Source organism: Paracoccus sp. N5 (genome assembly GCF_000371965.1).
In the GTDB taxonomy this organism is placed as follows: Bacteria; Pseudomonadota; Alphaproteobacteria; order Rhodobacterales; family Rhodobacteraceae; genus Paracoccus.
The window spans coordinates 1,494,646-1,516,622 of record NZ_AQUO01000001.1 but is presented as its reverse complement, the minus strand read 5'-3'; the positions used below and the strand labels follow the sequence as shown (position 1 = coordinate 1,516,622).

Annotated in this window: 18 protein-coding genes; 8 read left to right on the top strand and 10 right to left on the bottom strand. The window is 71.3% G+C overall.

The window, feature by feature from the left end; all coding sequences use genetic code 11:
• Nucleotides 1-18: 18 nt before the first annotated feature.
• The 4 genes from PARN5_RS0107640 to PARN5_RS0107625 all read left to right on the top strand — a co-directional run bounded on the left by PARN5_RS0107640 (nucleotide 19) and on the right by PARN5_RS0107625 (nucleotide 4,631).
• On the top strand, nucleotides 19-1,413 hold the full coding sequence (locus tag PARN5_RS0107640; protein ID WP_017999182.1) for a leucyl aminopeptidase family protein: 1,395 nt from the start codon (nucleotides 19-21) through the stop codon (nucleotides 1,411-1,413).
• Entirely contained in the window at nucleotides 1,410-2,261 is an 852-nt protein-coding gene (locus PARN5_RS0107635; protein ID WP_017999181.1) for an NlpC/P60 family protein, read from the top strand. Before PARN5_RS0107640 ends, PARN5_RS0107635 begins: the two co-directional genes overlap by 4 nt.
• Before the next feature lie 20 nt (nucleotides 2,262-2,281).
• Complete coding sequence (locus PARN5_RS0107630) at nucleotides 2,282-3,337, top strand: saccharopine dehydrogenase (RefSeq protein ID WP_017999180.1); 1,056 nt, start codon at nucleotides 2,282-2,284, stop codon at nucleotides 3,335-3,337.
• A gap of 91 nt (nucleotides 3,338-3,428) precedes the next feature.
• The gene (locus PARN5_RS0107625) at nucleotides 3,429-4,631 is read left to right on the top strand and encodes a PQQ-dependent sugar dehydrogenase (protein WP_017999179.1); all 1,203 of its coding nucleotides are present in this window, start codon (nucleotides 3,429-3,431) and stop codon (nucleotides 4,629-4,631) included.
• Nucleotides 4,632-4,636: 5 nt separating this feature from the next.
• On the opposite strand, the gene PARN5_RS0107620 is transcribed toward PARN5_RS0107625, so the two are convergent.
• The 10 genes from PARN5_RS0107620 to PARN5_RS0107575 form a co-directional block, all read right to left on the bottom strand.
• A complete protein-coding gene (locus PARN5_RS0107620) occupies nucleotides 4,637-5,008 on the bottom strand; it encodes a DUF3775 domain-containing protein (RefSeq protein ID WP_017999178.1) in 372 nt (123 codons plus the stop codon).
• A gap of 45 nt (nucleotides 5,009-5,053) precedes the next feature.
• Nucleotides 5,054-5,701, bottom strand: coding sequence for a sulfotransferase family 2 domain-containing protein (locus PARN5_RS0107615; RefSeq protein ID WP_017999177.1), 648 nt, complete (start codon nucleotides 5,699-5,701; stop codon nucleotides 5,054-5,056).
• Nucleotides 5,698-7,503 (bottom strand): DNA mismatch repair endonuclease MutL, encoded by a 1,806-nt coding sequence (mutL, locus tag PARN5_RS0107610; RefSeq protein WP_026155257.1) that lies wholly within the window; start codon nucleotides 7,501-7,503, stop codon nucleotides 5,698-5,700. Before mutL ends, PARN5_RS0107615 begins: the two co-directional genes overlap by 4 nt.
• Nucleotides 7,504-7,600: 97 nt before the next feature.
• The gene (locus PARN5_RS0107605) at nucleotides 7,601-8,914 is read right to left on the bottom strand and encodes a pitrilysin family protein (protein WP_017999175.1); all 1,314 of its coding nucleotides are present in this window, start codon (nucleotides 8,912-8,914) and stop codon (nucleotides 7,601-7,603) included.
• Nucleotides 8,911-10,302: a pitrilysin family protein gene (locus PARN5_RS0107600; RefSeq protein ID WP_017999174.1), complete on the bottom strand. Its 1,392-nt coding sequence runs from the start codon at nucleotides 10,300-10,302 to the stop codon at nucleotides 8,911-8,913. The genes PARN5_RS0107605 and PARN5_RS0107600 overlap by 4 nt, the downstream gene beginning before the upstream one ends.
• A gap of 86 nt (nucleotides 10,303-10,388) precedes the next feature.
• Nucleotides 10,389-10,961: a DUF3035 domain-containing protein gene (locus tag PARN5_RS21805; protein WP_017999173.1), complete on the bottom strand. Its 573-nt coding sequence runs from the start codon at nucleotides 10,959-10,961 to the stop codon at nucleotides 10,389-10,391.
• Nucleotides 10,962-10,993: 32 nt separating this feature from the next.
• Nucleotides 10,994-11,644: a signal peptidase II gene (gene lspA, locus PARN5_RS21800; protein ID WP_017999172.1), complete on the bottom strand. Its 651-nt coding sequence runs from the start codon at nucleotides 11,642-11,644 to the stop codon at nucleotides 10,994-10,996.
• 38 nt (nucleotides 11,645-11,682) lie between these two features.
• Entirely contained in the window at nucleotides 11,683-13,272 is a 1,590-nt protein-coding gene (gene purH / locus PARN5_RS0107585) for a bifunctional phosphoribosylaminoimidazolecarboxamide formyltransferase/IMP cyclohydrolase (protein WP_017999171.1), read from the bottom strand.
• Nucleotides 13,273-13,309: 37 nt separating this feature from the next.
• Nucleotides 13,310-14,959 carry a heparinase II/III family protein gene (locus tag PARN5_RS0107580; protein ID WP_017999170.1) on the bottom strand — a complete coding sequence of 550 codons (1,650 nt, stop codon included), beginning with the start codon at nucleotides 14,957-14,959 and terminating at the stop codon, nucleotides 13,310-13,312.
• Nucleotides 14,960-14,998: 39 nt separating this feature from the next.
• Nucleotides 14,999-16,261 carry a transcription antitermination factor NusB gene (locus PARN5_RS0107575; protein WP_017999169.1) on the bottom strand — a complete coding sequence of 421 codons (1,263 nt, stop codon included), beginning with the start codon at nucleotides 16,259-16,261 and terminating at the stop codon, nucleotides 14,999-15,001.
• A gap of 54 nt (nucleotides 16,262-16,315) precedes the next feature.
• On the opposite strand from PARN5_RS0107575, the gene PARN5_RS21795 reads away from it, so the two are divergent.
• The 4 genes from PARN5_RS21795 to selD all read left to right on the top strand — a co-directional run bounded on the left by PARN5_RS21795 (nucleotide 16,316) and on the right by selD (nucleotide 21,940).
• Complete coding sequence (locus PARN5_RS21795; RefSeq protein WP_017999168.1) at nucleotides 16,316-16,489, top strand: DUF1674 domain-containing protein; 174 nt, start codon at nucleotides 16,316-16,318, stop codon at nucleotides 16,487-16,489.
• Between the two features lie 158 nt (nucleotides 16,490-16,647).
• Nucleotides 16,648-17,802, top strand: a complete 1,155-nt coding sequence (locus PARN5_RS0107565; protein WP_017999167.1) for an efflux RND transporter periplasmic adaptor subunit — start codon at nucleotides 16,648-16,650, stop codon at nucleotides 17,800-17,802.
• Entirely contained in the window at nucleotides 17,802-20,900 is a 3,099-nt protein-coding gene (locus PARN5_RS0107560) for an efflux RND transporter permease subunit (protein ID WP_017999166.1), read from the top strand. The genes PARN5_RS0107565 and PARN5_RS0107560 overlap by 1 nt, the downstream gene beginning before the upstream one ends.
• On the top strand, nucleotides 20,897-21,940 hold the full coding sequence (gene selD, locus PARN5_RS0107555; protein ID WP_017999165.1) for a selenide, water dikinase SelD: 1,044 nt from the start codon (nucleotides 20,897-20,899) through the stop codon (nucleotides 21,938-21,940). Before PARN5_RS0107560 ends, selD begins: the two co-directional genes overlap by 4 nt.
• Nucleotides 21,941-21,977 lie beyond the last annotated feature (37 nt).

The following is a 21,977-nucleotide window of genomic DNA, read 5'->3' as shown; positions in this document are numbered from 1 at the left end:
CCATGACGAGCCCTGCCGATGATTCCCGAATTCGCCGATCCCGCCGCCCCTTCGCTGCCGCTCTGGCTGGTGCGCAGCGGCGATGCCGGTCCCCTGCTGCCCCCTGGGCTCGGCGCACCGGCGGAAAGCTGGGCCCGGGCGCAGGGCTTTGCCGGCAAGCCGGGGCAGATCTGCCTGCTGCCCTCGGCCGAGGGCGCGCTGGCCGGCGCGCTCTTCGGGCTGGGCGCGGCAGACCGGCCGCCGGGGCGCGAGCGTTTCCCGCTGGCCCGCGCGGCCGAGGCGCTGCCGGCCGGGAACTGGCGGCTGGAAAACCTGCCCGAAGGCTTCGATGCCGGGCGTGCCGCCCTGGGCTGGCTTTTCGCGCAATACCGTTTCGACCGCTACAAGGCGGCCGAGCCGGCGCGCGCCCGGCTGGTCTGCCCCAAGGGGGCAGAGCCGCGCCGACTGCTCGCCCTGGCCAGCGGCGAATACCTGGCCCGCGACCTGATCAACACCCCGGCCTCGGACATGGGCCCGGAAGAGCTGGAAGAGGCCGCCCGCGCCCTGGCCGCTCGCCACGGCGCCACGGTCGAGGTGACGCGCGGCGCCGGCCTGCTCGAGGCGAATTTCCCGATGATCCATGCCGTCGGCCGCGCCGGCGCGCAGGAGCCGCGGCTGATCGACCTGCGCTTCCCGGGCAGCGGCCCGCGCCTGACGCTGGTCGGCAAGGGCGTCTGCTTCGACACCGGGGGGCTCGACATCAAGCCCCCGTCCTCGATGGCGCTGATGAAGAAGGACATGGGCGGCGCCGCGAATGTCCTGGGCCTGGCCGAGACCATGGCGAGCCTTGGCCTGACCCGGGGCCTGTCGCTGCGCGTGCTGATCCCGGCGGTGGAAAACGCCATTTCCGCCAATGCCTTCCGTCCCGGCGACATCCTGACCAGCCGCAAGGGCCTGACGGTCGAGATCAACAACACCGATGCCGAGGGCCGGCTGGTGCTGGCCGATGCCCTGGCGCTGGCGGCCGAGGAATCGCCCGCGCTGCTGATCTCGATGGCGACGCTGACCGGCGCGGCGCGGGTGGCGCTGGGGCCGGAACTGCCGCCCTTCTTCTGCGACGACGACGCCACCGCCGCCGCCATCCAGTCCGCGGGCATGGCTGCGGCCGACCCGGTCTGGCGCCTGCCCTTCTGGGAGCCCTACGAGACGATGATCGAGCCGGGCATCGCCGATCTCGACAACGCGCCCTCGGGCGGCTTCGCCGGCGCGATCACGGCGGCGCTGTTCCTGCGCCGCTTCGCCGCCGGCGCCGGGCGCTATGCGCATTTCGACATCTACGGCTGGCAACCCTCGGCCGCGCCGGGCCGGCCCAAGGGCGGCACCGGCCAGGGCATGCGCGCGCTGCTCGACGCGCTGCCGGAGCTCTTGGCATGAGCGCCGGCTTCGACCGCCGCCTGACCCCGGCGACCGAGCGGGTGGCGCTGGAATCCCTGCGCGGCCGGCTGGCCCGCCCGGCCTATACCGCCGGGCGCCCGGCGCGGCTGGCGCTGCCGGTCGCCGACCTGTGCCGCGCGCCGCTGGGCACCCGCGACCGCCAGGTGAATTTCGGCGCCGCGCTGGTGGTGATCGACCAGCAGGACGGCTGGGCCTTCGTCCAGGCCCTGGCCGACGGCTATTGCGGCTGGCTGCGGGCCGAGGCGCTGGACCACGACCTGCCAGAGGTCACCCACCGCGTCAGCGCCCCCGCGACGCATGTCTACAGCGGCCCCGACCTCAAGACGCCCGAGACCATGGCGCTGTCGCTGGGCGCGCGGCTGTCGGTGACCGGCGTGCAGGGCGGCTTTGCCCGCCTGGCGCGCGGCGGCTGGGTGCCAGAGCAGCACATCTGCGACCAGCCGGCGCCCGACCCGGCCGCGGTGGCCGAGACGCTGCTCGGCACGCCCTATCTCTGGGGCGGCAACAGCCGCTGGGGCATCGACTGCTCGGGGCTGGCGCAGGGCGCGCTGATGGCCTGCGCCATCGCCTGCCCCGGCGACAGCGACATGCAGCAGGCGGCTTTCCCGCCCGCCTCCGGCGAGATCCGCCGCGGCGACCTGCTGTTCTGGCCCGGCCATGTCGCCATGGCGCTGGACGACCAGCGCATGATCCACGCCACCGCCTTCGCCATGGCCGTCATCATCGAGCCCATCGCCGCAGCCATCGCCCGCATCGACGCCGCTGGGCAGGGCCCCTTCCACGGCGCCCGCCGCCCGCCGGCCGGTGCCCGCGCCCCCTTCCCCTGACGCCCGAAAGGAAGCCCGCCATGGTCCATCTCTGGCTCCGCAGCGAATCGCGCGCCAACGAGCAGCGCGCCGGCCTGACGCCCGAGGGCACGCGCCGGCTCCGCGCGGGCGGCTTCCGCATCACGGTCGAGGACAGCCCGCACCGCATCCTGCCCACCGCCGATTATGCCGCCGCCGGGGCCGAGATCGCCGCCCCGGGCAGCTGGTCCGACGCCCCCGCCGATGCCATCGTCTTCGGGCTGAAGGAACTGCCCCCGGGCGGCCCGCTGATCCACCGCCACATCATGTTCGGCCATGCCTTCAAGGGCCAGCCGGCCGGCCAGGCTTTGCTGCGCCGGTTCCGCGACGGCGGCGGGCGGCTTCTGGACCTGGAATACCTGACCGACGACAGCGGCCGGCGGCTGGCGGCCTTTGGCCATTGGGCGGGCTTCGCCGGGGCTGCGGTCTCGCTGAAGGCCTGGGCGGCGCAGCGGCGCGGCTCGATCTGCGGCCCGGTCGCGGCCTGGCCGACGCAGGAGCAGCTGAAGGCCGAACTGCGGGCCGAGCTCGACGCAACCGGCGCGCCGCGGCCGCGCGCGCTGGTCATCGGCGCGCTCGGCCGGGTCGGCGGCGGGGCCCTGGCGCTGCTGACGGCGATGGGGGTCCAGGCGACGCGCTGGGACATGGCCGAGACGGCAGGCGGCGGCCCCTTCCCGCAGATCCTGGCGCATGAGCTCTTCATCAACTGCATCCTCGCCGGGCCGCAGACGCCGGTCTTCGTCGCCCCCGACGCGGTCGAGCCCGGCCGGCTGCTGACGGTGATCGGCGACGTGGCCTGCGACCCCTCCAGCGATTTCAACCCGGTGCAGGTCTATGACCGCGTGACCGATTGGGCGCAGCCGGTCACGCGGGTGGCCGAGGCGCCGCCGCTCGACGTGATGGCGATCGACAACCTGCCCTCGCTCTTGCCGCGCGAAAGCACGCTCGACTATGCCGCGCAACTGCTGCCGGTGCTCGAGGATCTGGACCGCGGCGGCCCGGGGCCATGGGCGCGGGCCGAGGCGACATTCGCCGCGCAGCTGGCGCGGCTGGATTGATGGCCCGCCGGGTCGGAACAAGCCGCGCCGCCGGGGGTTGGGTCGCAGATCCGCGCCGCCTCGCGCACGCCGCAGCAGAAAGGACGACGACATGACGCCATCACGACGCCCCGCGGCCCTTGCCCTGCTGGCCCTGCTGCTGGCCGCCCCGGCCGCGCGGGCCGATTTCAACGATGCGCCGCCGAACGCCAGGGGCCAGACCCCGGCGTTTCAGGGCCAGACCCGGGCGCCGGTCATGCCGCAGGCCCTGCGCCTGGCCCGGACCCCGCTGGTCGAGGGGCTGCACGATCCCTGGGGCATGGCGCTGCTGCCCGACGGCAGCCTGCTCATCACCGAAAAGCCGGGCGCCATGCGGCTTTACCGCGAGGGCAGGCTGTCCGCGCCGCTGAAGGGCCTGCCGGCGGTCGACGACGACGGCCAGGGCGGCCTTCTGGACGTGGCGGTTCGGGCGGATTTCGCCCGCACCCGGCAGGTCTGGTTCAGCTTCTCGCAGCCGCGCCAGGGCGGCGAGAACGGCACCGCCGTCGGCACCGGCCGCTTGTCCCGGGACGGCACGGCACTGGAAGACGTGAAGGTGATCTTCGAAGGCCAGCCCGGCATCGATTCGCAGCAGCATTTCGGCTCGCGCCTGGTCTTCGACCGCGACGGCGCGCTGTTCGTGACCACCGGAGAGCGCGGCCTGCCGCCCGATACGCCGGTCGCGCAGGACAAGAACAACCACCTGGGCAAGGTGCTGCGCATCGACCCCGCGACCGGCGCGGCGCTGTCGGGCAATCCCTTTGCCAAGGGCGGCGGCCAGCCGCAGATCTGGTCCTTCGGCCATCGCAACATCCAGGCGGCGGCGCTGGATCCGCAGGGCCGGCTCTGGACCGTCGAGCACGGCCCGAATGGCGGCGACGAGTTGAACCAGCCGCAGCCCGGCCGCAACTATGGCTGGCCGATCATCAGCTATGGCCAGAACTACGACGGCAATCCCATCGGCGCCGGGCTGACCGCGCAAGAGGGGATGGAGCAGCCGGTCTATTACTGGGATCCGGTGATCGCGCCCAGCGGCATGACCTTCTACCAAGGCGCGATGTTCCCGGAATGGCAGGGCGACGCGCTGATCGGCGGCCTGCGCGCCGAGGCCGTGGTGCGGCTGAAGATCGAGAACGGCCGCGTGACCGGCGAGCAGCGCCTGGCCGAGGGCATCGGCCGCGTCCGCGACATCGAGGTGGCGCCGGATGGTGCGCTGCTGGTGCTGATCGACGGCGATCCGGGCAGCCTGGTGCGGCTGACGCGGCGCGGCCGCTAGCCTGGCTAGACCGGGCGCTGCAGGTCGTCCTCGGCCGCTTCGGGCGAGATCCCCAGCGCCTCCATCCCGGCCTCCAGATAGTCGGCCAGCTGCGGCTCGCCCAACAGGTAATCCTCGGTCGGGCTGCGCCGCTCGGCCTTGGCGGTGGCGATGGCCTCCTCCAGGTCCTCGGGGCCGAAGGTGTCGCGACCGATCCACATCACCGCGACCAGGCTGGCCTGCTCGTCCTCGTTCAGGCTGGCGATGAACTCGGTCAGTTCGGTCTGGGTGCCATGGCCCGTGCGCTGGCCGCTATGCGCCCAGGGGTTGACGCCGCTGTCGTATTCGCGGGCGCGGATGATGACATGGGCAAGTTTTTCGGGACTGATTTCCAGCATGGCGGCACCTCTCTTTCCCGACTGTCGCGCCATGCGCGGCCGGGGTCAATCGGGATCGAAGCGATAGCCGAAGCGGGCGATGTCCTCGGCCGCGAGCCGCGCCAGCAGGGCGGCGCCCGCGTCGTCATAGGCCGCGCGCCAGTCGCCGTGACCCGAGCGATTCTCATGCGGCAAAGGCCGCAGCCCGAACCCCAGATGCGATTCCAGCGCCGGCAGGTCGGCGTCCAGATGCTCGAGCCGCAGGCAGAGACCCGCGACCGCGCCCGTGCTGGCCGTCAGGTAATGCCGCGCCGGCACCGCAAGCTGGCGCTGCGTCAGCGGGTGGCGCAGGAAATCGCCGAATTCCAGCGCCTTGGCCAGCCGGACCGAGGCGTGGTCGAAGCCCTGCCCGCGCAGCCAGCGGTGATAGCTGACCGCCCGCGCCCAGGGGTTCCGCACCAGGGTCAGCACCAGGTAATCGGCAAAGATCGCCGGATCGACCAGCCCCTCGATATCGGCCAGCGTCGAATGCTTCCACAGCCGCCCCCGCGCCGGCGCGTCCTTGACCCGCTTGCGGCGATTGCGGCCCTTGGGCGTGTCGGACAGGATGATGTCGTCGCGCCCGACCCGCGCCTCCAGCGCCAGGGTCAGCGAGGTGCCGCCGGTTTTCGGAATATGCACGAAGACATAGCGATGCCGGTGCGAGACGATCATCGCCCGAAGAGCCGCTCGATGTCCGAGAGCTTCAGTTCGATCCAGGTCGGGCGGCCGTGGTTGCACTGGCCGGATTTCGGCGTGCGCTCCATCTCGCGCAGCAGCGCGTTCATCTCGTCGCCGGACATGCGCCGGCCCGAGCGCACCGAGCCGTGACAGGCCATCGAACTCAGCACCGCATCGACCCGCGCCCGCAGCCGGTCCGAGGCACCCTGGTCGGCCAGATCGTCCAGAATGTCGCGGATCAGCCGCGCCGCATCCAGCCGCCGGATCAGCGCCGGCACTTCGCGCACCGCGACGGCGCCGCCGCCAAAGGGCTCGATCACCAGCCCCAGCTGGGCCAGGTCGTCGGCGATGGACAGGATGCGCTGCGCATCGGCATCGGAAAGCGCGACGATCTCGGGGATCAGCAGCGCCTGGGATGCGATGCCATTGGCCTCGGCCTGCGCCTTCAGGCGTTCATAGACCAGCCGCTCATGCGCGGCGTGCTGGTCGACGATGACGATGCCGCCGGCGGTCTGGGCGATGATCCAGTTCTCATGCAGCTGCGCCCGGGCGGCGCCCAGCGGCGCCTCCTCGGCCGGTGTCTCGGGTTCGGGCTCGACGCGGGCGGTCGGAGCCTCGGCAAAGCCTGGCGCCTGGAAGGCCAGGCTCGCCGCGATCGCCGCCCCCGAAGGACGCGCCGGGGCATAGCTCGCCTGATATTGGCGCGGCGCCGGTTCCGGCCGCGCCGCCGCCAGCGCCGCCGTGGCCACGGTGGTGGAACTGCGATGCCCGGCCCCGGCCAGCGCGTGGCGCAGGGCGCTGACCACCAGCCCGCGGGCGATGCCGGGTTCGCGGAACCGCACCTCGGCCTTGGCGGGATGCACGTTCACATCGACCGCATGCGGCTCGCAGGTCAGAAACAGCACCGCCGCCGGATGCCGGCCCGAAGGCAGCACGTCCATATAGCCCGCCCGCAGCGCCCCGGTCAGCAGCTTGTCGCGCACCGGCCGGCCGTTCACGAACAGGTGCTGCGCCACCGCCGCGCCGCGCGAATAGGTCGGCAGCGCGGCAAAGCCGGTCAGGCCGATGCCGTCCCGCTCGGCGTCGATGGGCAGGGCATTGTCGATGAACTCGCGCCCCATGACCCGCGCCAGCCGGGTCTGCAGGGCGCCGAACAGCGCGCCCTGCTCGGCATCGGCGCGAAACAGCAGCTTGCCCTCGTCCTCGTCGGTCAGGGTGAAGCCGACAAAGGGCTCGGCCATGGCCAGGCGGCGGATGACCTCGGCCACGGCCTGGGTCTCGGCCCGCTCGCTGCGCAGGAATTTCAGCCGCGCCGGGGTGGCGAAGAACAGGTCGCGCAACTCGACCACGGTGCCGCGATTGCCGGCGGCGGGCCTGACCGGCCCGATGCGCCCGCCCGAGACCGCGATCTGCGCCGCCTCGAAGCCCTGCGCGCGGCTTGTGATCACAAGACGGCCGACCGCGCCCAGGCTGGGCAGCGCCTCGCCGCGAAAGCCGAAGCTGCGGATGTCCAGCAGGTCGCTGCCGTCGATCTTGCTGGTGGCGTGGCGGGCCAGCGCCAGCGGCAGGTCGTCGCCCGTCATGCCGCAGCCGTCGTCGCGGACCCGGATCAGCGCCTTGCCGCCCTTGGCGATGGCCACCTCGATGCGGGTCGCGCCGGCATCCAGCGCATTCTCGACCAGTTCCTTGACCGCCGAGGCCGGGCGCTCGACCACCTCGCCCGCCGCGATGCGGTTGGCGGCCGCCTCGTCCAGTTGCCGGATCACCGGGCGCATCTTGTTTGCGTGACTGTTCATACCCACCAGATCTAGCATTTCGGTCACAGATTCGCTAGCTGCCCGCGCATCCCGCTCTGGCCTTCTTCGTTGTCCAAATACCCCAGCCACCGCACCGTCAGTCGGTGGCTGCGACCCCCTCGGGCCGCCCGACCAGCACGAAGCGGATCTGGTCGGAATGCAGCAGGCGCTGCGCGACGCGCTGCACGTCCTCGGCCGTCACCGCCTCGATCTTGCCGTTGCGGGTGTTCACGTAATCCGCCGGCAGGCCGATCAACTGCATCCCGGCCAGGATGCCGGCGATCTTGCCGTTGCCGTCGAAGCGCAGCGGGTATTCGCCGGTCAGGTAGGTCTTGGCGTCGTTCAGTTCCTTCTCGGTGACGCCGCCCTCGGCGAAGCGGTCCCATTCGCTGCGGATCAGGCCCACCGCCTCGGCCACCTTGTCATTGGCGCTGGCCATGCCGCCCTGCCAGGTTTCGCCGTAAAGCCCGTTGGCCAGGCCGGTGCCGACGCCATAGGTCAGCCCGCGCTTCTCGCGGATCTGGTCCATCAGGCGCGAGGAAAACCCGCCGCCGCCCAGGATATGGTCGGCGACATAGGCGGCGAAGTAATCCGGGTCCGACATCGGCAGGCCTGCCTGGGCAAAGCTCACCACGGTCTGCGGGCTGTCCCAGTCGATCACCGTCACGCCGCCCTTCAGCGCCAGCGTGGCCGGCTGCGGCAATGGCGCCGAGCCCTTTTCCGGCAACCCGCCCAGTAGCCTGTCGATCAGCCTGCCCAGGTCCTCGGCCGAGATGTCGCCGGCGGCGGCCACGACCACGCGGTCGCGGGCCAGCACCCGGTCCTTGGCGGCGACCAAGTCGTCGCGGGTCAGCGCCGCCACCGATTCGGCGGTGCCGTTGATCGAGGTCGCATAGGGATGCTCGCCCCAGGCCAGCCGGGCCAGCTCCTTGGTGGCGATGCTTTGCGGATCGGTCGCCTCGGACCGGATCACCGCCTGCAGCTGCGCCCGCACCCGCTCGACCGCATCGGCGTCGAAGCGCGGCTCGGTCAGGGCGGCGCGCAGCAGATCGGCGGCCTGGTCGCGGTTCTCGGTCAGCATCCGGGCATTGACGGTCAGCGCGTCGTCGCCGACGTCGAAGCGGTTCTGCGCCCCCAGCCCCTCGACCGCCTCGGCATAGGCGACCGAATCCCTATCGCCCGCGCCCTCTTCCAGCAGCGCGGTCATCAGGCTCATCTGCCCGCGCTTGCCGGGCGCGTCGAGGCTGGCGCCGCCCTTGAACATCAGCGACAGCGCGGTGAAGGGGATCGAGTGATCCTCGACCAGCCAGGCCTTGATGCCGCCGGGCGAGGTGATCTCTTGGATCTCGATGGCGCTGGCGGGCAGTCCGGCCAGCGCGACGAAGACGAAGGTAACAAGCGCGCGGATCATTCGACGTCTCCGGTCTGGGCGGCGGGCAGGGGCTGGGGCGCGGCCGAGGCATCGGCGCCGGGCTGCGGCAGCAGCCAGCCGGTCACGGTGGCGGGGTTTTCCAGCACCAGTTTCGCGGCGGCGGTGATGTCCTCGGGCGTGACGGCGGCCAGCACGTCGGGCCAGTCGTTCACGTCCTCGACCGTCAAGCCGGTCGCCAACCCCTGGCCATAGTCATAGGCGCGGCCATGCGCCGAATCCTGGGCATAGACCCGGGCGGCGCGGATCCGGGTCTTGACCCGTTCCAGCTGCGCCGCATCCGGGCCATCGGTCAGGAACCGCTTCAGCGCCGCGTCCAGCGCCGCCTCGGCATCGGCATTCTCGACCCCCGGCGCCGGCACCATCGACAGGCCGAAGGTGGTCGGATCGACCGAGAACCCGTCATAGGAGGCATCGACGTAAAGCGCCTTGCCGGTCAGCACCAGTTCGCGCGCCAGAACCGAGGTCTGGCTGGACCCCGCCAGCAGTTCCGCCAGCACGGTCAGCGCGGCGGCGGTCTTCTGATCCTCGTGCTTGCGCTGCGGCGCGATCACCGTGCGCAGCATCACCGGCTGGGCGACGCGGGCATCGACCCGCTCCATCCGGCGGGGCGAGCGCTGCACCGGCTCCTGCGGGCGCGGCAGCCTGGTCGAATCGGGCTTGGCGGCGATGGGGCCGTAATATTGCTGGGCCAGTTCGCGGGCCTTCTCGGCCGTCACATCGCCGGCGATGACCAGCACCGCGTCGTTCGGGGCATAATGCGCATCATACCAGGCGATGGCATCGTCGCGGGTCAGCCCCTCCATCTCCTGCCGCCAGCCGATCACCGGCCGGCCATAGGGGTGGTTGTAGAACTGCACCGCGCTGCGTTCTTCCGAGAATTGCGCGCCCGGGTCGCTGTCGGTGCGCTGCGAGCGTTCCTCCAGCACCACCTGGCGCTCGGCCTGCCAGTCGTCCTCGCCAATGCGAAGGTTCGCCATGCGGTCGGATTCCATCTCCATGACCAGCGGCAGGCGGTCGGCGGCGATGCGCTGGAAATAGGTGGTGTAGTCGTAGCTGGTAAAGGCATTGTCCATGCCGCCGTTCGCGGTCACGGTCTTCGACAGCTCGCCCGGCCCCAGCTTGTCGGTGCCCTTGAACATCAGGTGTTCCAGGTAATGCGCGATGCCGGACTTGCCCGGCTGTTCGTCGGCCGAGCCGATCTTGTACCACACCATCTGCACCACCACCGGGGCGCGGTGATCCTCGATCACCACGGCCTCGAGGCCGTTTTCCAGGGTGAAATGGCTGATGCCTTTCGGCATTTCGGCCAGCGCGGGGCTGGCGGCCAGCACCAGCGCCAGCGGGGTCAGGCGGGCAAGGATCGTCATGGGCAGGCTCCGGTTCCGGGTCGCGCCCAGACCCTGCCCGCGAAGCCCCGGCCGCGCAAGCCCGGGCCCCGTCATCTAAGCGTGATCTAGTCGCGCAGCACCGGCGCGTTGTCGGCGGGGCGCACCGCCTCGACCTTGGCCACGCCCGCGGGCGGCGCCGAGGGCAAGAGCACCCCGGTCGGGCGCCAGCGTTCCAGCTCGGCCCAGCTGTCCAGCGTCATCGGCTCATAGGCGCGGTAATAGACATTGGTGCGCGCCAGCACCTCGAGCAGGCGGCGCGAATGCCGGCTGCGCCAGGCGACATCCTCTTCGGCCGTGACCTGACGGATGCCGGCGTCGCGGCCCAGCCGCGAGGCATAGGAGATCAGCGCGCCATCGGCGGCCCCCACGCCCTGCGCGGCCAGCTGGCCCGGATTGCCGCCCAGCGCCGCCACCGCATCGGCCTGCGGCGTCGGGTCGGTGATGTTCGCGCCGCCCGGCGTCGGTGCCGGCAGCGCCGACAGGTCGGCCGGCATGGTCAGCGGCTTGGTGGGCAGGATGGCGAATTCGTCGGGGCTGGAGCGGCCGGACGAGATGTTCATCAGGTGCGGATCGGTGCTGCAGGCGGCAAGGCCCAGCACGGGGCCCAGCATGGTCATCATCAGCGCGATCGCCCGCATCTTTGCGTCCCTCATGTTCTTCTGGCGCCGTTCTAGCGTGAATTCCCGGCCCCGTCACGGGTCTTGTCGTCCAGCGCCAGCTCGGGCTCGTCCGGGCCGGCCGGGGCGGGGTTTTCGACCGGCGCGGGTTTCGGCGTCCGCGGCTTCGGCGGCGCGCGGCGCTTCTTCGGCGCGGGCTTCTTCTGCGGCGGCAGCAGCACCAGCCCCAGCGCGCCGGCAAAGATCGCGATGTCGGCGACGTTGAAGCTGTAGGGATTCTGCCAGCCCGGCAGCGACATGTTCAGGAAATCCGCCACCGCGCCATACATCAGCCGGTCGACGACATTCCCCAGCGCCCCGCCGATCAGGAACCCGGCCGAGACCTGGGCAAAGCGCGAGGGCTTGGCCCGCCCGATCCAGACCCCGACCCACAGGCAGACCGCCAGCGCGATGGCGATCAGCACCCAGCGCATCACGTCCACGTCGCTGGCGAACAGGCCGAAGTTCATGCCCTGGTTCCAGGCCATGCGCAGGTTCAGCCAGGGGTCGATCAGGTCGATCTCGCGGATGCGGTCCAGCTGCATGACATGCACGACCAGGTATTTCAGCGCCTGGTCCAGCAGAAAGACCAGCGCCGCGGTCAGCAGGACCGGCCGCCAGACGCGCGGCGGCGGCGCCTTCCTGCTGCGCCGCCTGGGGGCCACCGGGCTTTTCCGGGGCTTCGGAGTCGCCGTCGTCGCCATCAGTGCCGGAAGTGCCGCTGGCCGGTAAAGACCATCGCCAGGCCCAGCCGGTCGGCGGCCGCGATCACCTCGTCGTCGCGCATCGAGCCGCCGGGCTGGATCACCGCCCTGGCACCGGCCTCGGCCAGCGCCTCGATGCCGTCCGCGAAGGGGAAGAAGGCGTCGGAGGCCACGGCCGAGCCGATGGTCAGCGCCTGGGCCAGGCCCAGCGCCTCGGCCATGTCCTCGGACTTGCGCTTGCCGATGCGGGTCGAATCGACGCGGCTCATCTGGCCGGCGCCGATGCCGACCGTCGCCAGGTCCCTGGCATAGACGATGGCGTTCGATTTCACATGCTTGGCCACGGTCCAGGCAAAGAGCAGGTCCTGCAGCTCGGCCTCGGAGGGCTGGCGCTGCGTCACCACCTTCAGGTCCGAGGGCAGGATCACGCCATTGTCGCGGCCCTGCACCAGGAAGCCGCCGGCGACCTGGCGGAAGCTGATCCCCGGCGCTGTCGCATCGGGCAGCCCGCCGGTGGTCAGCAGCCGCAGGTTCTTCTTGGCGGCGAAGATCTCCTTCGCCTCGTCACTGGCGTCGGGGGCGATCACGACCTCGGTGAAGATCTCGGTGATGGCTTTCGCCGTCTCGGCGTCGAGCCGGGTGTTCAGCGCGATGATGCCGCCGAAGGCCGAGGTGCGGTCGCAGTCGAAGGCGCGGCGATAGGCATCGACGGCGCTGTCGCCGCGGGCCACGCCGCAGGGGTTGGCGTGCTTGATGATCGCCACCGCCGGGCCTTGGCCTGGATCGAACTCGGCCACCAGCTCGAAGGCGGCGTCGGTGTCGTTGATGTTGTTGTAGGACAGTTCCTTGCCCTGCCATTGCCGCGCCGTGGCGACGCCCGGACGATCCGAGCCGTCGCGATAGAAGGCCGCCGACTGGTGCGGGTTCTCGCCATAGCGCAGGGTCTGGGCCAGTTCGCCGGCAAGGGCGCGGCGGCGCGGCGCCGCCTCGCCGATCTGCGCCGCCATCCAGGTCGAGACCGCCGCGTCATAGGCTGCCGTCCGCGCATAGGCGATCTGCGCCTGGCGCTGGCGGAAGGCAAAGCTGGTGGTGTCGTCGTTGGCGTCCAGTTCCGCCAGCACGGCGGCATAGTCCTGCACGTCCACGACCACGGTGACGAAAGCGTGGTTTTTCGAGGCGGCGCGGATCATCGCCGGGCCGCCGATGTCGATGTTCTCGATGCAGTCGTCGTAATCGGCGCCCTTGGCCACCGTCGCCTCGAACGGATAGAGGTTCACCACCAGCAGGTCGATCATCTCGATGCCGTGGCTGCGCGCCGCCGCCATGTGCTCTTCGTTGTCGCGCAGCGCCAGCAACCCGCCGTGCACGACCGGGTGCAGCGTCTTGACGCGGCCGTCCATCATTTCGGGAAAGCCGGTCACGTCGGCCACGTCCCGGACCGTCAGCCCGGCCTCGCGCAGCGCCTTGGCGGTGCCGCCGGTCGAGAGCAGCTCGACCCCCCGCGCCGAAAGCGCCCGCGCGAAGTCCAGGAGGCCGGTCTTGTCGGAAACGGAAATCAGCGCGCGCTTCAGCGGAATGCGGTCGGTCATCGGTCGGGCCCCGTGATGGAATGGCGGATTTGGCCCGTCACCTAGCGCCGGAACGGGCCAAGGTCCAGCCGATCTGGATGGCGCGGCCCTGCAAGCTGGCGGAAATCACGATCTGGCGCGACGGGCGCGGCTCGGCCAGCGCCCGGTCCAGCAGGCAGGATGCCTCGAGCCGGGCCTGCCCGACGCCGTCATGGGAAAAGACCCATGCGTCGCCGGTGGGCAGGGTCAGATGCACCTCGGCGCCGGCCATGCGGGCCTGCACCTCGGGGTGCAGGTGGAAGCGGATCTCGAAACCCAGCCCTTCCTGGGGGCGGACCTGATCCAGCCGCGCCTGGGCGCTGGCGTCCAGCGCCGCCAACGAATCCTCGCCCCTGAGGCCCAGCCCGTCGGGATCGAGCCAGAGTTCGCGCAGATGGGTCAGCCCGTGGCTCGCCAGCCAGCCGTCATGGCCGGCCAGCAGATGCGCGGGTTCCGGCGCATGCACCGGGCCGCAGTCCGGGGCGGTCAGGTTGCCCAGCGCGTCGCAATCGCCGGCCCAGACCAGGTCCGGGCGCTCGGCCAGGATGTCGGGCTCGCCCTCCTGCCGGTTCGGGTTCAGCCGCGAGGAGGACAGGCCGGCGAGGCACAGCGCCGAATGGCAGGGCGTGGCCCGGCTCGCCTTGGCCCAGAGCGGGCCGAAACCGTCGCCGGGGCCGCAGTTCACGATCAGCGGCTGGCGCGCCACGGTCAGCTCGAAAGCCAGAGTCGAGGCATGGGCCCGCACCGCCGCCGGGCCGCCGGGCGGCGGCGCCGCGTCCAGGATCAGCGTCGTGCGCGCCCGCGCCATGCGAGCAAAGCCCATGGCAAGGCCATGCGCGGGCAGCGCCGCGCCATCGGCCGCGCGCAGGCAGCGGTCCAGCCGCCCCGCCGCGCCGCGCCCGCCGCCGTGGAAACAGGGCAGCGCGCCATCGGCATGGCGCAGCGCCCGCAGGACCGGCGCGATCTGGCCGATGATGCCGCGCAATTCGGCCGGCGCATCGAGCCCGGCCTCGTCCGCGACCTCCTGCGCCCAGACCAGCAGCGCCATGGCATCCAGCAGCGATTCGGGCGCCCGCGCCTCGGTCAGGGTGTCGAGCCCCATGGCGTCGGCCTCTTCGGCCAGCGCGATCAGCGCCGGCAGGGCCAGCGCCTGGCGGTCGCGCAGATACATGGCGCCGATGGCGAGCCCGGCCAGCGCCTCGAGCCGGCAAAGCCCGTCCTCGCTGTCATACCAGCTGTCGCGCAGGTGGTTCAGGTGCTGGTCGAGGGCGCGGAAATAGGGCCCGGCGCCATCGCGGTCGAGACCCGGCAGGATCATCCCGGCATGGAAGATCCAGCGCAGCACGCGGCGGCCGGCGATCTCGGGCGCCCATTCCGGCGCGTCGGGCCGGGCCTCGGGGTGGCGGCGGATCCAGCGCAGGACATGCTCCTGCGCCACCGCGCGGGCCTTGGGCGTGCCGACCGCGGCCAGGTCGTCGAGCCAGCCGAAGCCGTTCAGCTCGGCCGCGATGCTGGGGGCCAGGTCGGCGGCGAAGAAATCGCCGCTGACGGCGATGCCGCCCAGGTGCATCTCGCCGGCGACGATATGCTCGCCCCGGCCGGGGTGTCCTATGGCCTTGGGTTCGGGGCGGCGCAAAAATCCCCTGGGCGCGGCAGCGATTTCGGTCATGGGCAACGCATTGATTAGGACGGTGCAACCTTAGGGCGGCTAAGCGGATTTCCGCAAGCGCGCGATGAAGAAGCCGTCCATACCGCCGCGTTCCGGCCACAGGTCCGGCCGCAGCCGCAAGCCGCCCTGTTCGGTGATCCAGCCGGGCTCGATCCCCGGCGCCTGCGGCGGCTCGACAGCCAGGCCGGGATGGCGCGCGAGGGCGGCGGCCAGTTGCTCCTCGCCCTCGGCCGGCAAGAGCGAGCAGGTGGCATAGACCAGCCGGCCGCCGGGCTTCAGCAGCGAAGCCGCGTGGTCGATCAGCCGGGCTTGCAGCGCGGTCAGGTCGCGCAGGCCGGCGCCGTCGCGGATCAGCGGCAGTTCGGGGTGGCGGCGGATGGTGCCGGTGGCTGAGCAGGGCGCATCCAGCAGCACCGCATCCAAGGGCGCCCCGGGGCGCCAGGTCAGCGCGTCACCCGCGACGATTTCGGCGGCAAGGCCGCAACGGGCAAGATTTTCGGCCACGCGGGCGAGCCGCGATGCCGAGATGTCCAGCGCCGTGACCCGCGCGCCCGCCGCCGCCAGTTGCAGCGTCTTGCCGCCCGGCGCGGCGCAGAGATCGGCCACGGTCTCGCCCGGCTGCGGGTCGAGCACGCGCACCGCCAGCGCGGCGGCGGCATCCTGCACCCACCAGTCGCCGGCGTCATAGCCCGGCAAGGCCGAGACCTGGGTGCCGGCCGGCAGCCGGTGCGAGCCGGTGGGCAGCGCCTCGCCCGGGCAATCCGCGCCCTTGGGGGTCAGGTCCAGGGGCGCGCCGGCCTCATGCGCGGCCTCGATGGCGCGGGCGACGGGTTTGCCCCAGGCGGCGACGACGGGCTTGCGCAGCCAGCCGGGCATGTGCTGCGGCGGCAGTGCGGCCCAGGTCTCGGCCGAAGCGGACACCTTGCGCAGCACCGCATTCACCATGCCCGAGGCCGCCTGGCCCTTGGGCCCCGAGGCGCGGGCCAGCGCCACGGCGGCATTGACCGCGCCATGCGGCGCCTCGCCCAGGGCCAGCATCTCGACGGTGGCGAGGCGCAGGATGCGCTGGATCTCGGGGCGCGGGCGGCGGGCAAGGAAGGGCGCGAGCAGCGCATCGGCGCGGGACTGGCGGCGCAGCACCTCGCGCGCGAGGCGGCGGGCGCGGGCGCGGTCGGGCGGCGCGGCACCCTCGATCAGCGCCGCGGCCTCGTCGAGCGTCGCGCCCTCTTCCACCGCGGCGAGCAGGCGCAGCGCGCCCGAACGGGCGCCGTCCCTGCCCGATCTGTCCTGTGACTTGTCCAAACCCGACCCCTTGCCTAGATTGGCAGGGTCTAGCGCGAAGCAGGGGAAACCGCCATGACCGACCGCAAGGATCTGCCGCCCGCCGCACAGCGCGCCCTGGCCGAGGCCGAGGCGCGCCGCAAGGCGGCCAAGCCGCTGGATCTGCCCGTCGAACTGGGCGGCCGGGACGGGCCGGAGCCGGTGCGTTTCGGCGATTACGAGAAAAAGGGCCTCTGCGTCGATTTCTGAGCCGTTTTCGCCCGGCCGCCCGGTCGGCATGGGTATTTGGAAAACGGTGAAAGCCGCCGCTGGCGAATCCGTGATCCGCTGCGGGGCGGTCGTTTACTTGCCATTGGGATTTGGCCGCTAAACAATGCGGCAAACCACCAAACCGCAAGGGACGGCAGATGGCCTTCGGGCAAGCGATCTTGAGACAGGCGGCGCTGGCCTTGCTGCTGGCCGGGCAGGCCTTGGCCCAGCAGGGCGAGCGCGGGCCGCAGGGGCCGCGCGAGGTGGGCGTCATGGTCGCGGCCGAGCAGGACGTGCCCTATACCGTCACCCTGCCCGGCCGCGCCATCGCCTTTCAGCAGACCGGCATCCGGCCGCAGGTCGGCGGCGAGGTGCTGGAGATCGCCTATGATCCCGGCAAGCCGGTCAAGGCCGGCGACGTGCTGTTCCGGCTGGACCCCGAGACGCTGGCCGCCGCGCTGGCCGCCGCCGAGGCCGCGGTGGCCGGGGCCGAGGCCAGCCTGACCCAGGCGCAGAACACCGTCACCCGCTATCGCCGGCTGGAGGGTTCGGGCGTGTCGGCCGTGGAACGCGCCAATGCCGAGGTGGCGCTGAAACAGGCCGAGGCCGATCTGAAATCCGCCGAGGCCGCGCGCGATGCCGCCCGCCTGTCGCTGGACCGGACCGAGATCCGCAGCCCGATCGACGGGGTGCCGGACGTGCCGCAGGTCTCGGTCGGCGACCTGGTCACGGCGAGCCAGTCCGAGGCGCTGACCACCATCACCCAGCTGGACCCGATCTATGTCGACGTCTCCGAAAGCTCGGCCCGGCTCTTGCGCAACCGGGCGCGCATCGACGCCGGGCAGCTGACCACCAATGGCGAGACGCCGGCCGAGCTGATCCTGGAGACCGGCGAGACCTACCCTGGCAGCGGCCGCATCGTCAGCCCCGGCATCCTGGTGTCCACCACCACCGGCACCGTGCCGATCCGGCTGCGTTTCGACAATCCGCAGGCGCTGATCCTGCCCGGCCAGTTCCTGCGCGTCCGGCTGACCCAGGGCAGCACCCGCGCCGTGCTGGTGCCGCAGCGCGCCACGCGGCGGGCCGCGGACGGCACCCTGACCGCCTTCGTCGTGCGCGAGGGCAAGGCCCAGCAGGTCACGCTGAGCGAGCAGGGCAGCTGGAACAACAGCTGGATCGTCAGCCAGGGCGTCAGCCCCGGCGAGCAGCTGATCCTGGACGGGTTGCAGGACCTGCGCCCCGGCACCGAGGTCACGACCGTCCCCGTCACCATCGACGCCGAGGGCGTGGTGCGCGAGGCGGTGGAAGGCTGATGGCGAAGTTCTTCATCCACCGCCCGGTCTTTGCCTGGGTGCTGGCCATCGTGACCATGCTGGCCGGGGCCTGGGCGGTCCTGGGCCTGCCGATCTCGCAATATCCCGACATCGCGCCGACCACGGTGCGGATCACCGCCAATTATTCCGGCGCCACGGCGCGGGCGGTGCAGAATTCCGTCACCACGCCCATCGAGGACGTGCTGACCGGGCTCGACGGGCTGCTCTATACCACCTCGATCTCCTCGACCGGGCGCTCGGCCCTGGTGCTGACCTTCGACGACAGCGTGACGCCCACCGATGCCTTGAACGAGGTGCAGGCCAAGGTGCGCTCGGTCGAGGGCCGGCTGCCCGGGCCGGTGCAGAACGACGGGATCAGCATCAGCCGGACCTCGACCTCGACGCTGATGGTCGGCGCGCTGGTCTCGACCAGCGGCAAGCAGTCCACCATCGAACTGGGCAACCTCTTGGAGCAGGTGGTCGAGGGGCCGGTCAAGCGCACCGAGGGCGTCGGCGGGGTCAATGTCTTCGGCTCGGGCTATGCCATGCGGATCTGGATGGACCCGCTGCGGCTGGCGCAGTTCCAGCTGACGCCGACCGACATCACCACCGCCGTGGCGCAGCAGAACAGCACCGTCTCGGTCGGCGCGCTGGGCAGTCAGCCGGTGGTCGAGGGCCAGCAGTTCACCGCCACGGTCACGGCGCAGAGCCAGCTGACCTCGGTCGAGGATTTCCGCAACATCCTGCTGAAGACCGGCGCGGACGGCGCCGCCGTGCGACTGGGCGACGTGGCCGAGGTCGCGATCGGCCAGGTCAGCTATGGCCGCGATTCGCGCTTCAACGGCATGAATGCCTCGGGCTTCGCGGTGAACCTCGCCTCGGGGGCGAATGCGGTCGAAACCTCGCGCGCGGTGCGCGCGACGCTGGACGGGCTGGCCTCGGCCCTGCCCGAGGGGGTCGAGCTGCAGGTCGCCTATGACACCGCCCCCTTCGTCGAGCTGTCGATCGAGAAGGTCTGGCACACGCTGCTGGAAGCCATCGTGCTGGTCTTCCTGGTCATCCTGATCTTCCTGCAGAACTGGCGCGCGACGCTGATCCCGATCATCGCCATCCCGGTCGTGCTCTTGGGCACCTTCGCCATGCTGGCGGCGCTGGGCTATTCCATCAACACGCTGACCATGTTCGCCATGGTGCTGGCCATCGGCTTGCTGGTCGACGACGCCATCGTCGTGGTCGAGAACGTCGAGCGCGTCATGGCCGAAGAGGGGCTGGACCCGGTTGCCGCCACGGAAAAGAGCATGGGCCAGATCAGCGGCGCGCTGATCGGCATCGCCCTGGTGCTGTCGGCGGTGTTCCTGCCGATGGGCTTCATGCCCGGCTCGACCGGGGTGATCTACCGGCAGTTCTCGGTGACCATCATCACCGCCATGGTGCTGTCGCTCGCCGTGGCGCTGATCCTGACGCCCGCCATGTGCGCCACGCTGCTGCGCCGCGGCCACGGCGCGCCGCGCCTTGCCCCGGCGCGCTGGTTCAATGCTGGGTTCGAGCGGCTGACCTCGGGCTATTCCGCCACCGTGCGGCGCAGCCTGCGCCGGCCGCTGCTGGTCATGCTGGTGCTGGCGGCGATCAGCTACGGCGCCTTCGACCTGTTCGGGCGGCTGACCACGACCTTCATCCCCTCCGAGGATCAGGGCGTGCTGCAATCGCGCATCACCCTGACCGAGGGTTCGACCGCGCAGCAGACCGCCGCCGTGGTGCGCGAGATCGAGGATTACATGCTGACCGAGGAAAAGGACGTGGTCAGCTCGGTCTTTGTCGCCATGGGCTTCGGCAGCTCGGGCACGGCGCAGAACCAGGCGACGATCTATGTCCGGCTGCATCCCTTCGACCAGCGCGCCGACGCCTCGCAATCGGCGCGCGCGCTGGCGCAGCGCGCGAACAAGCATTTTTCCGGGCACCGGGCCGGACGGATCTTCTTCATGCAGCCGCCGGCGATTCCGCGGCTGGGCGATACCTCGGGCTTCACCATGTATGTCATGGACCAGGCCGGCGCCGGCATCGAGGCGCTGACCGAGGCGGCCGAGCGGCTGGAGGAACAGGCCGGCCAGGATCCGCGCGTGCAGAACCCCGAGGCGCAGAACTCCGAGGACGACGCGGCGCTGAGGATCGACATCGACCAGCAGAAGGCGGAAAGTTTCGGCATCTCGGTGCCCGCGGTGAATTCGATGCTGTCGACGATCTTTGCCGGCACCGAGGTCAACGACTTCGCCCTGGGCGCGCAGCTGCGCCCGGTCATCGTGCAGGCGGCGGCGGCGAACCGCATGCAGCCCGAGGACATCGACAGCTGGTATGCCCGCAATGCGCAGGGCGAGATGGTGCCCTTCAACGCCTTCATGACCACCCGCTGGGAGCCGGTCGAGCCGCGGCTGGCGCGCATCGACGGCGTCGACGCCATCGAGATCGAGGGCGAGCCCGGCCCCGGTTCCAGTTCCGGCAGCGCCATGGACGCGATGGAGGAGCTGGTCGCCGCCCTGCCCGGCAATTACGGCATGGCCTGGACCGAGCTGTCCTATCAGGAACGCCAGGCCGGCAACCAGGCGCCCTGGCTGTTTGCCCTGTCGGCGCTGGTGGTGTTCCTGTCGCTGGCGGCGCTTTACGAAAGCTGGTCGATCCCGTTCTCGGTCATGCTGGCGGTGCCGGTGGGAGTGCTGGGCGCGGTGGTGGCGGCCCTGGCCTTCGACCAGTCGAACGACGTCTATTTCAAGGTGGGCATCCTGACCACCATCGGCCTTGCCGCCAAGAATGCCATCCTGATCGTCGAATTCGCCCGCGACCTGCAGCAGTCGGGCCGCTCGGCCGTCGAGGCGGCGGCGCTGGCCGCGCGCCAGCGGCTGCGGCCGATCCTGATGACCTCGCTCGCCTTCATCCTGGGCGTGCTGCCGCTCGCGGTGGCGCGGGGCGCCGGGGCGGGGGCGCAGAATTCCATCGGCATCGGGGTGATGGGCGGGATGATCGCCGCGACCTTCCTTGGCATCTTCATGGTTCCGGCCTTCTACGTTACGGTGCGCCGGCTGACCGACAGGAGGGCGCGGAAATGAACGAACACCCCAGACTGACCTCGCTGGCGCATGGCGGCGGCTGCGGCTGCAAGCTGGCGCCCTCGGTGCTGCGGGAATTGCTGGCGGGCCAGCCGCTGGCGCAGGCCTTTCCGCAACTGCTGGTCGGGACCGAGACCTCGGACGACGCGGCGGTGTATCAGGTGGACGAGAACACCTGCGTCATCGCCACCACCGATTTCTTCATGCCGATGGTGGACGACCCGCGCGCCTTCGGCCGCATCGCCGCGACCAATGCGATCTCCGACGTCTATGCCATGGGCGGCCGGCCGATCATGGCGCTGGCGATCCTGGGCATGCCCATCGACAAGCTGGCCCCGGAGCAGATCCGCGAGATCCTGGAGGGCGGGCGCGAGATCTGCCATCAGGCCGGCATCCCGGTCGCCGGCGGCCATTCCATCGACGCGCCCGAGCCGATCTATGGCCTCGCGGTGATCGGGCTCTGCCACCCGTCCGAGCTGCGCCGCAATGCCGATGCGCGGCCGGGCGACGCGCTGATCCTGACCAAGGGGCTGGGCGTCGGCATCTATTCCGCCGCGATCAAGAAGGGCGCGCTGGACCAGGCCGGCATCGACGAGATGGTCGCCTCGGCCACCACGCTGAACAAGGTCGGGGCCGAGCTGGCCAGGCGGGCCGCTGTGCATGCCCTGACCGACGTGACCGGCTTCGGCATCCTGGGCCATGGGCTGGAGATCGCCCGCGGCGCCGGGCTGCGCCTGCAGCTGGAGCAGGCGGCGCTGCCCTTGCTGAGCCGCGCGGCGGAACTGGCCGAGGCCGGGTTCTTCACCGGCGCCTCGCTGCGCAACTGGGCCGCCTATGGCGCCGAGGTGGCGCTGCCCGAGGGCCTGGCCGATTGGCGCCGGCACCTGCTGACCGACCCGCAGACCTCGGGCGGGCTTCTGGTCGCCGTGGCCCCCGAGGCGGCGGATGCGGTGCTGGCGCAGATTCGCGGCGCCGGTCATCCGCTGGCCGCCGTGGTCGGGCATTGCGCGGCGGGCGAGCCGGGAATCGCCGTCGCCTGACGGTTCTTTGGGTATTTATGGAGCAAAGAACTCCGGC

Bases quoted from the DNA above. Each gene is read 5' to 3' on its own strand.
- PARN5_RS0107640 (WP_017999182.1), top strand. From the start codon at position 19: ATGATTCCCGAATTCGCCGATCCCGCCGCCCCTTCGCTGCCGCTCTGG.
- PARN5_RS0107635 (WP_017999181.1), top strand. From the start codon at position 1,410: ATGAGCGCCGGCTTCGACCGCCGCCTGACCCCGGCGACCGAGCGGGTG.
- PARN5_RS0107630 (WP_017999180.1), top strand. From the start codon at position 2,282: ATGGTCCATCTCTGGCTCCGCAGCGAATCGCGCGCCAACGAGCAGCGC.
- PARN5_RS0107625 (WP_017999179.1), top strand. From the start codon at position 3,429: ATGACGCCATCACGACGCCCCGCGGCCCTTGCCCTGCTGGCCCTGCTG.
- PARN5_RS0107620 (WP_017999178.1), bottom strand. From the start codon at position 5,008: ATGCTGGAAATCAGTCCCGAAAAACTTGCCCATGTCATCATCCGCGCC.
- PARN5_RS0107615 (WP_017999177.1), bottom strand. From the start codon at position 5,701: ATGATCGTCTCGCACCGGCATCGCTATGTCTTCGTGCATATTCCGAAA.
- mutL (WP_026155257.1), bottom strand. From the start codon at position 7,503: ATGAACAGTCACGCAAACAAGATGCGCCCGGTGATCCGGCAACTGGAC.
- PARN5_RS0107605 (WP_017999175.1), bottom strand. From the start codon at position 8,914: ATGATCCGCGCGCTTGTTACCTTCGTCTTCGTCGCGCTGGCCGGACTG.
- PARN5_RS0107600 (WP_017999174.1), bottom strand. From the start codon at position 10,302: ATGACGATCCTTGCCCGCCTGACCCCGCTGGCGCTGGTGCTGGCCGCC.
- PARN5_RS21805 (WP_017999173.1), bottom strand. From the start codon at position 10,961: ATGCGGGCGATCGCGCTGATGATGACCATGCTGGGCCCCGTGCTGGGC.
- purH (WP_017999171.1), bottom strand. From the start codon at position 13,272: ATGACCGACCGCATTCCGCTGAAGCGCGCGCTGATTTCCGTTTCCGAC.
- PARN5_RS0107580 (WP_017999170.1), bottom strand. From the start codon at position 14,959: ATGACCGAAATCGCTGCCGCGCCCAGGGGATTTTTGCGCCGCCCCGAA.
- PARN5_RS21795 (WP_017999168.1), top strand. From the start codon at position 16,316: ATGACCGACCGCAAGGATCTGCCGCCCGCCGCACAGCGCGCCCTGGCC.
- PARN5_RS0107565 (WP_017999167.1), top strand. From the start codon at position 16,648: ATGGCCTTCGGGCAAGCGATCTTGAGACAGGCGGCGCTGGCCTTGCTG.
- PARN5_RS0107560 (WP_017999166.1), top strand. From the start codon at position 17,802: ATGGCGAAGTTCTTCATCCACCGCCCGGTCTTTGCCTGGGTGCTGGCC.
- selD (WP_017999165.1), top strand. From the start codon at position 20,897: ATGAACGAACACCCCAGACTGACCTCGCTGGCGCATGGCGGCGGCTGC.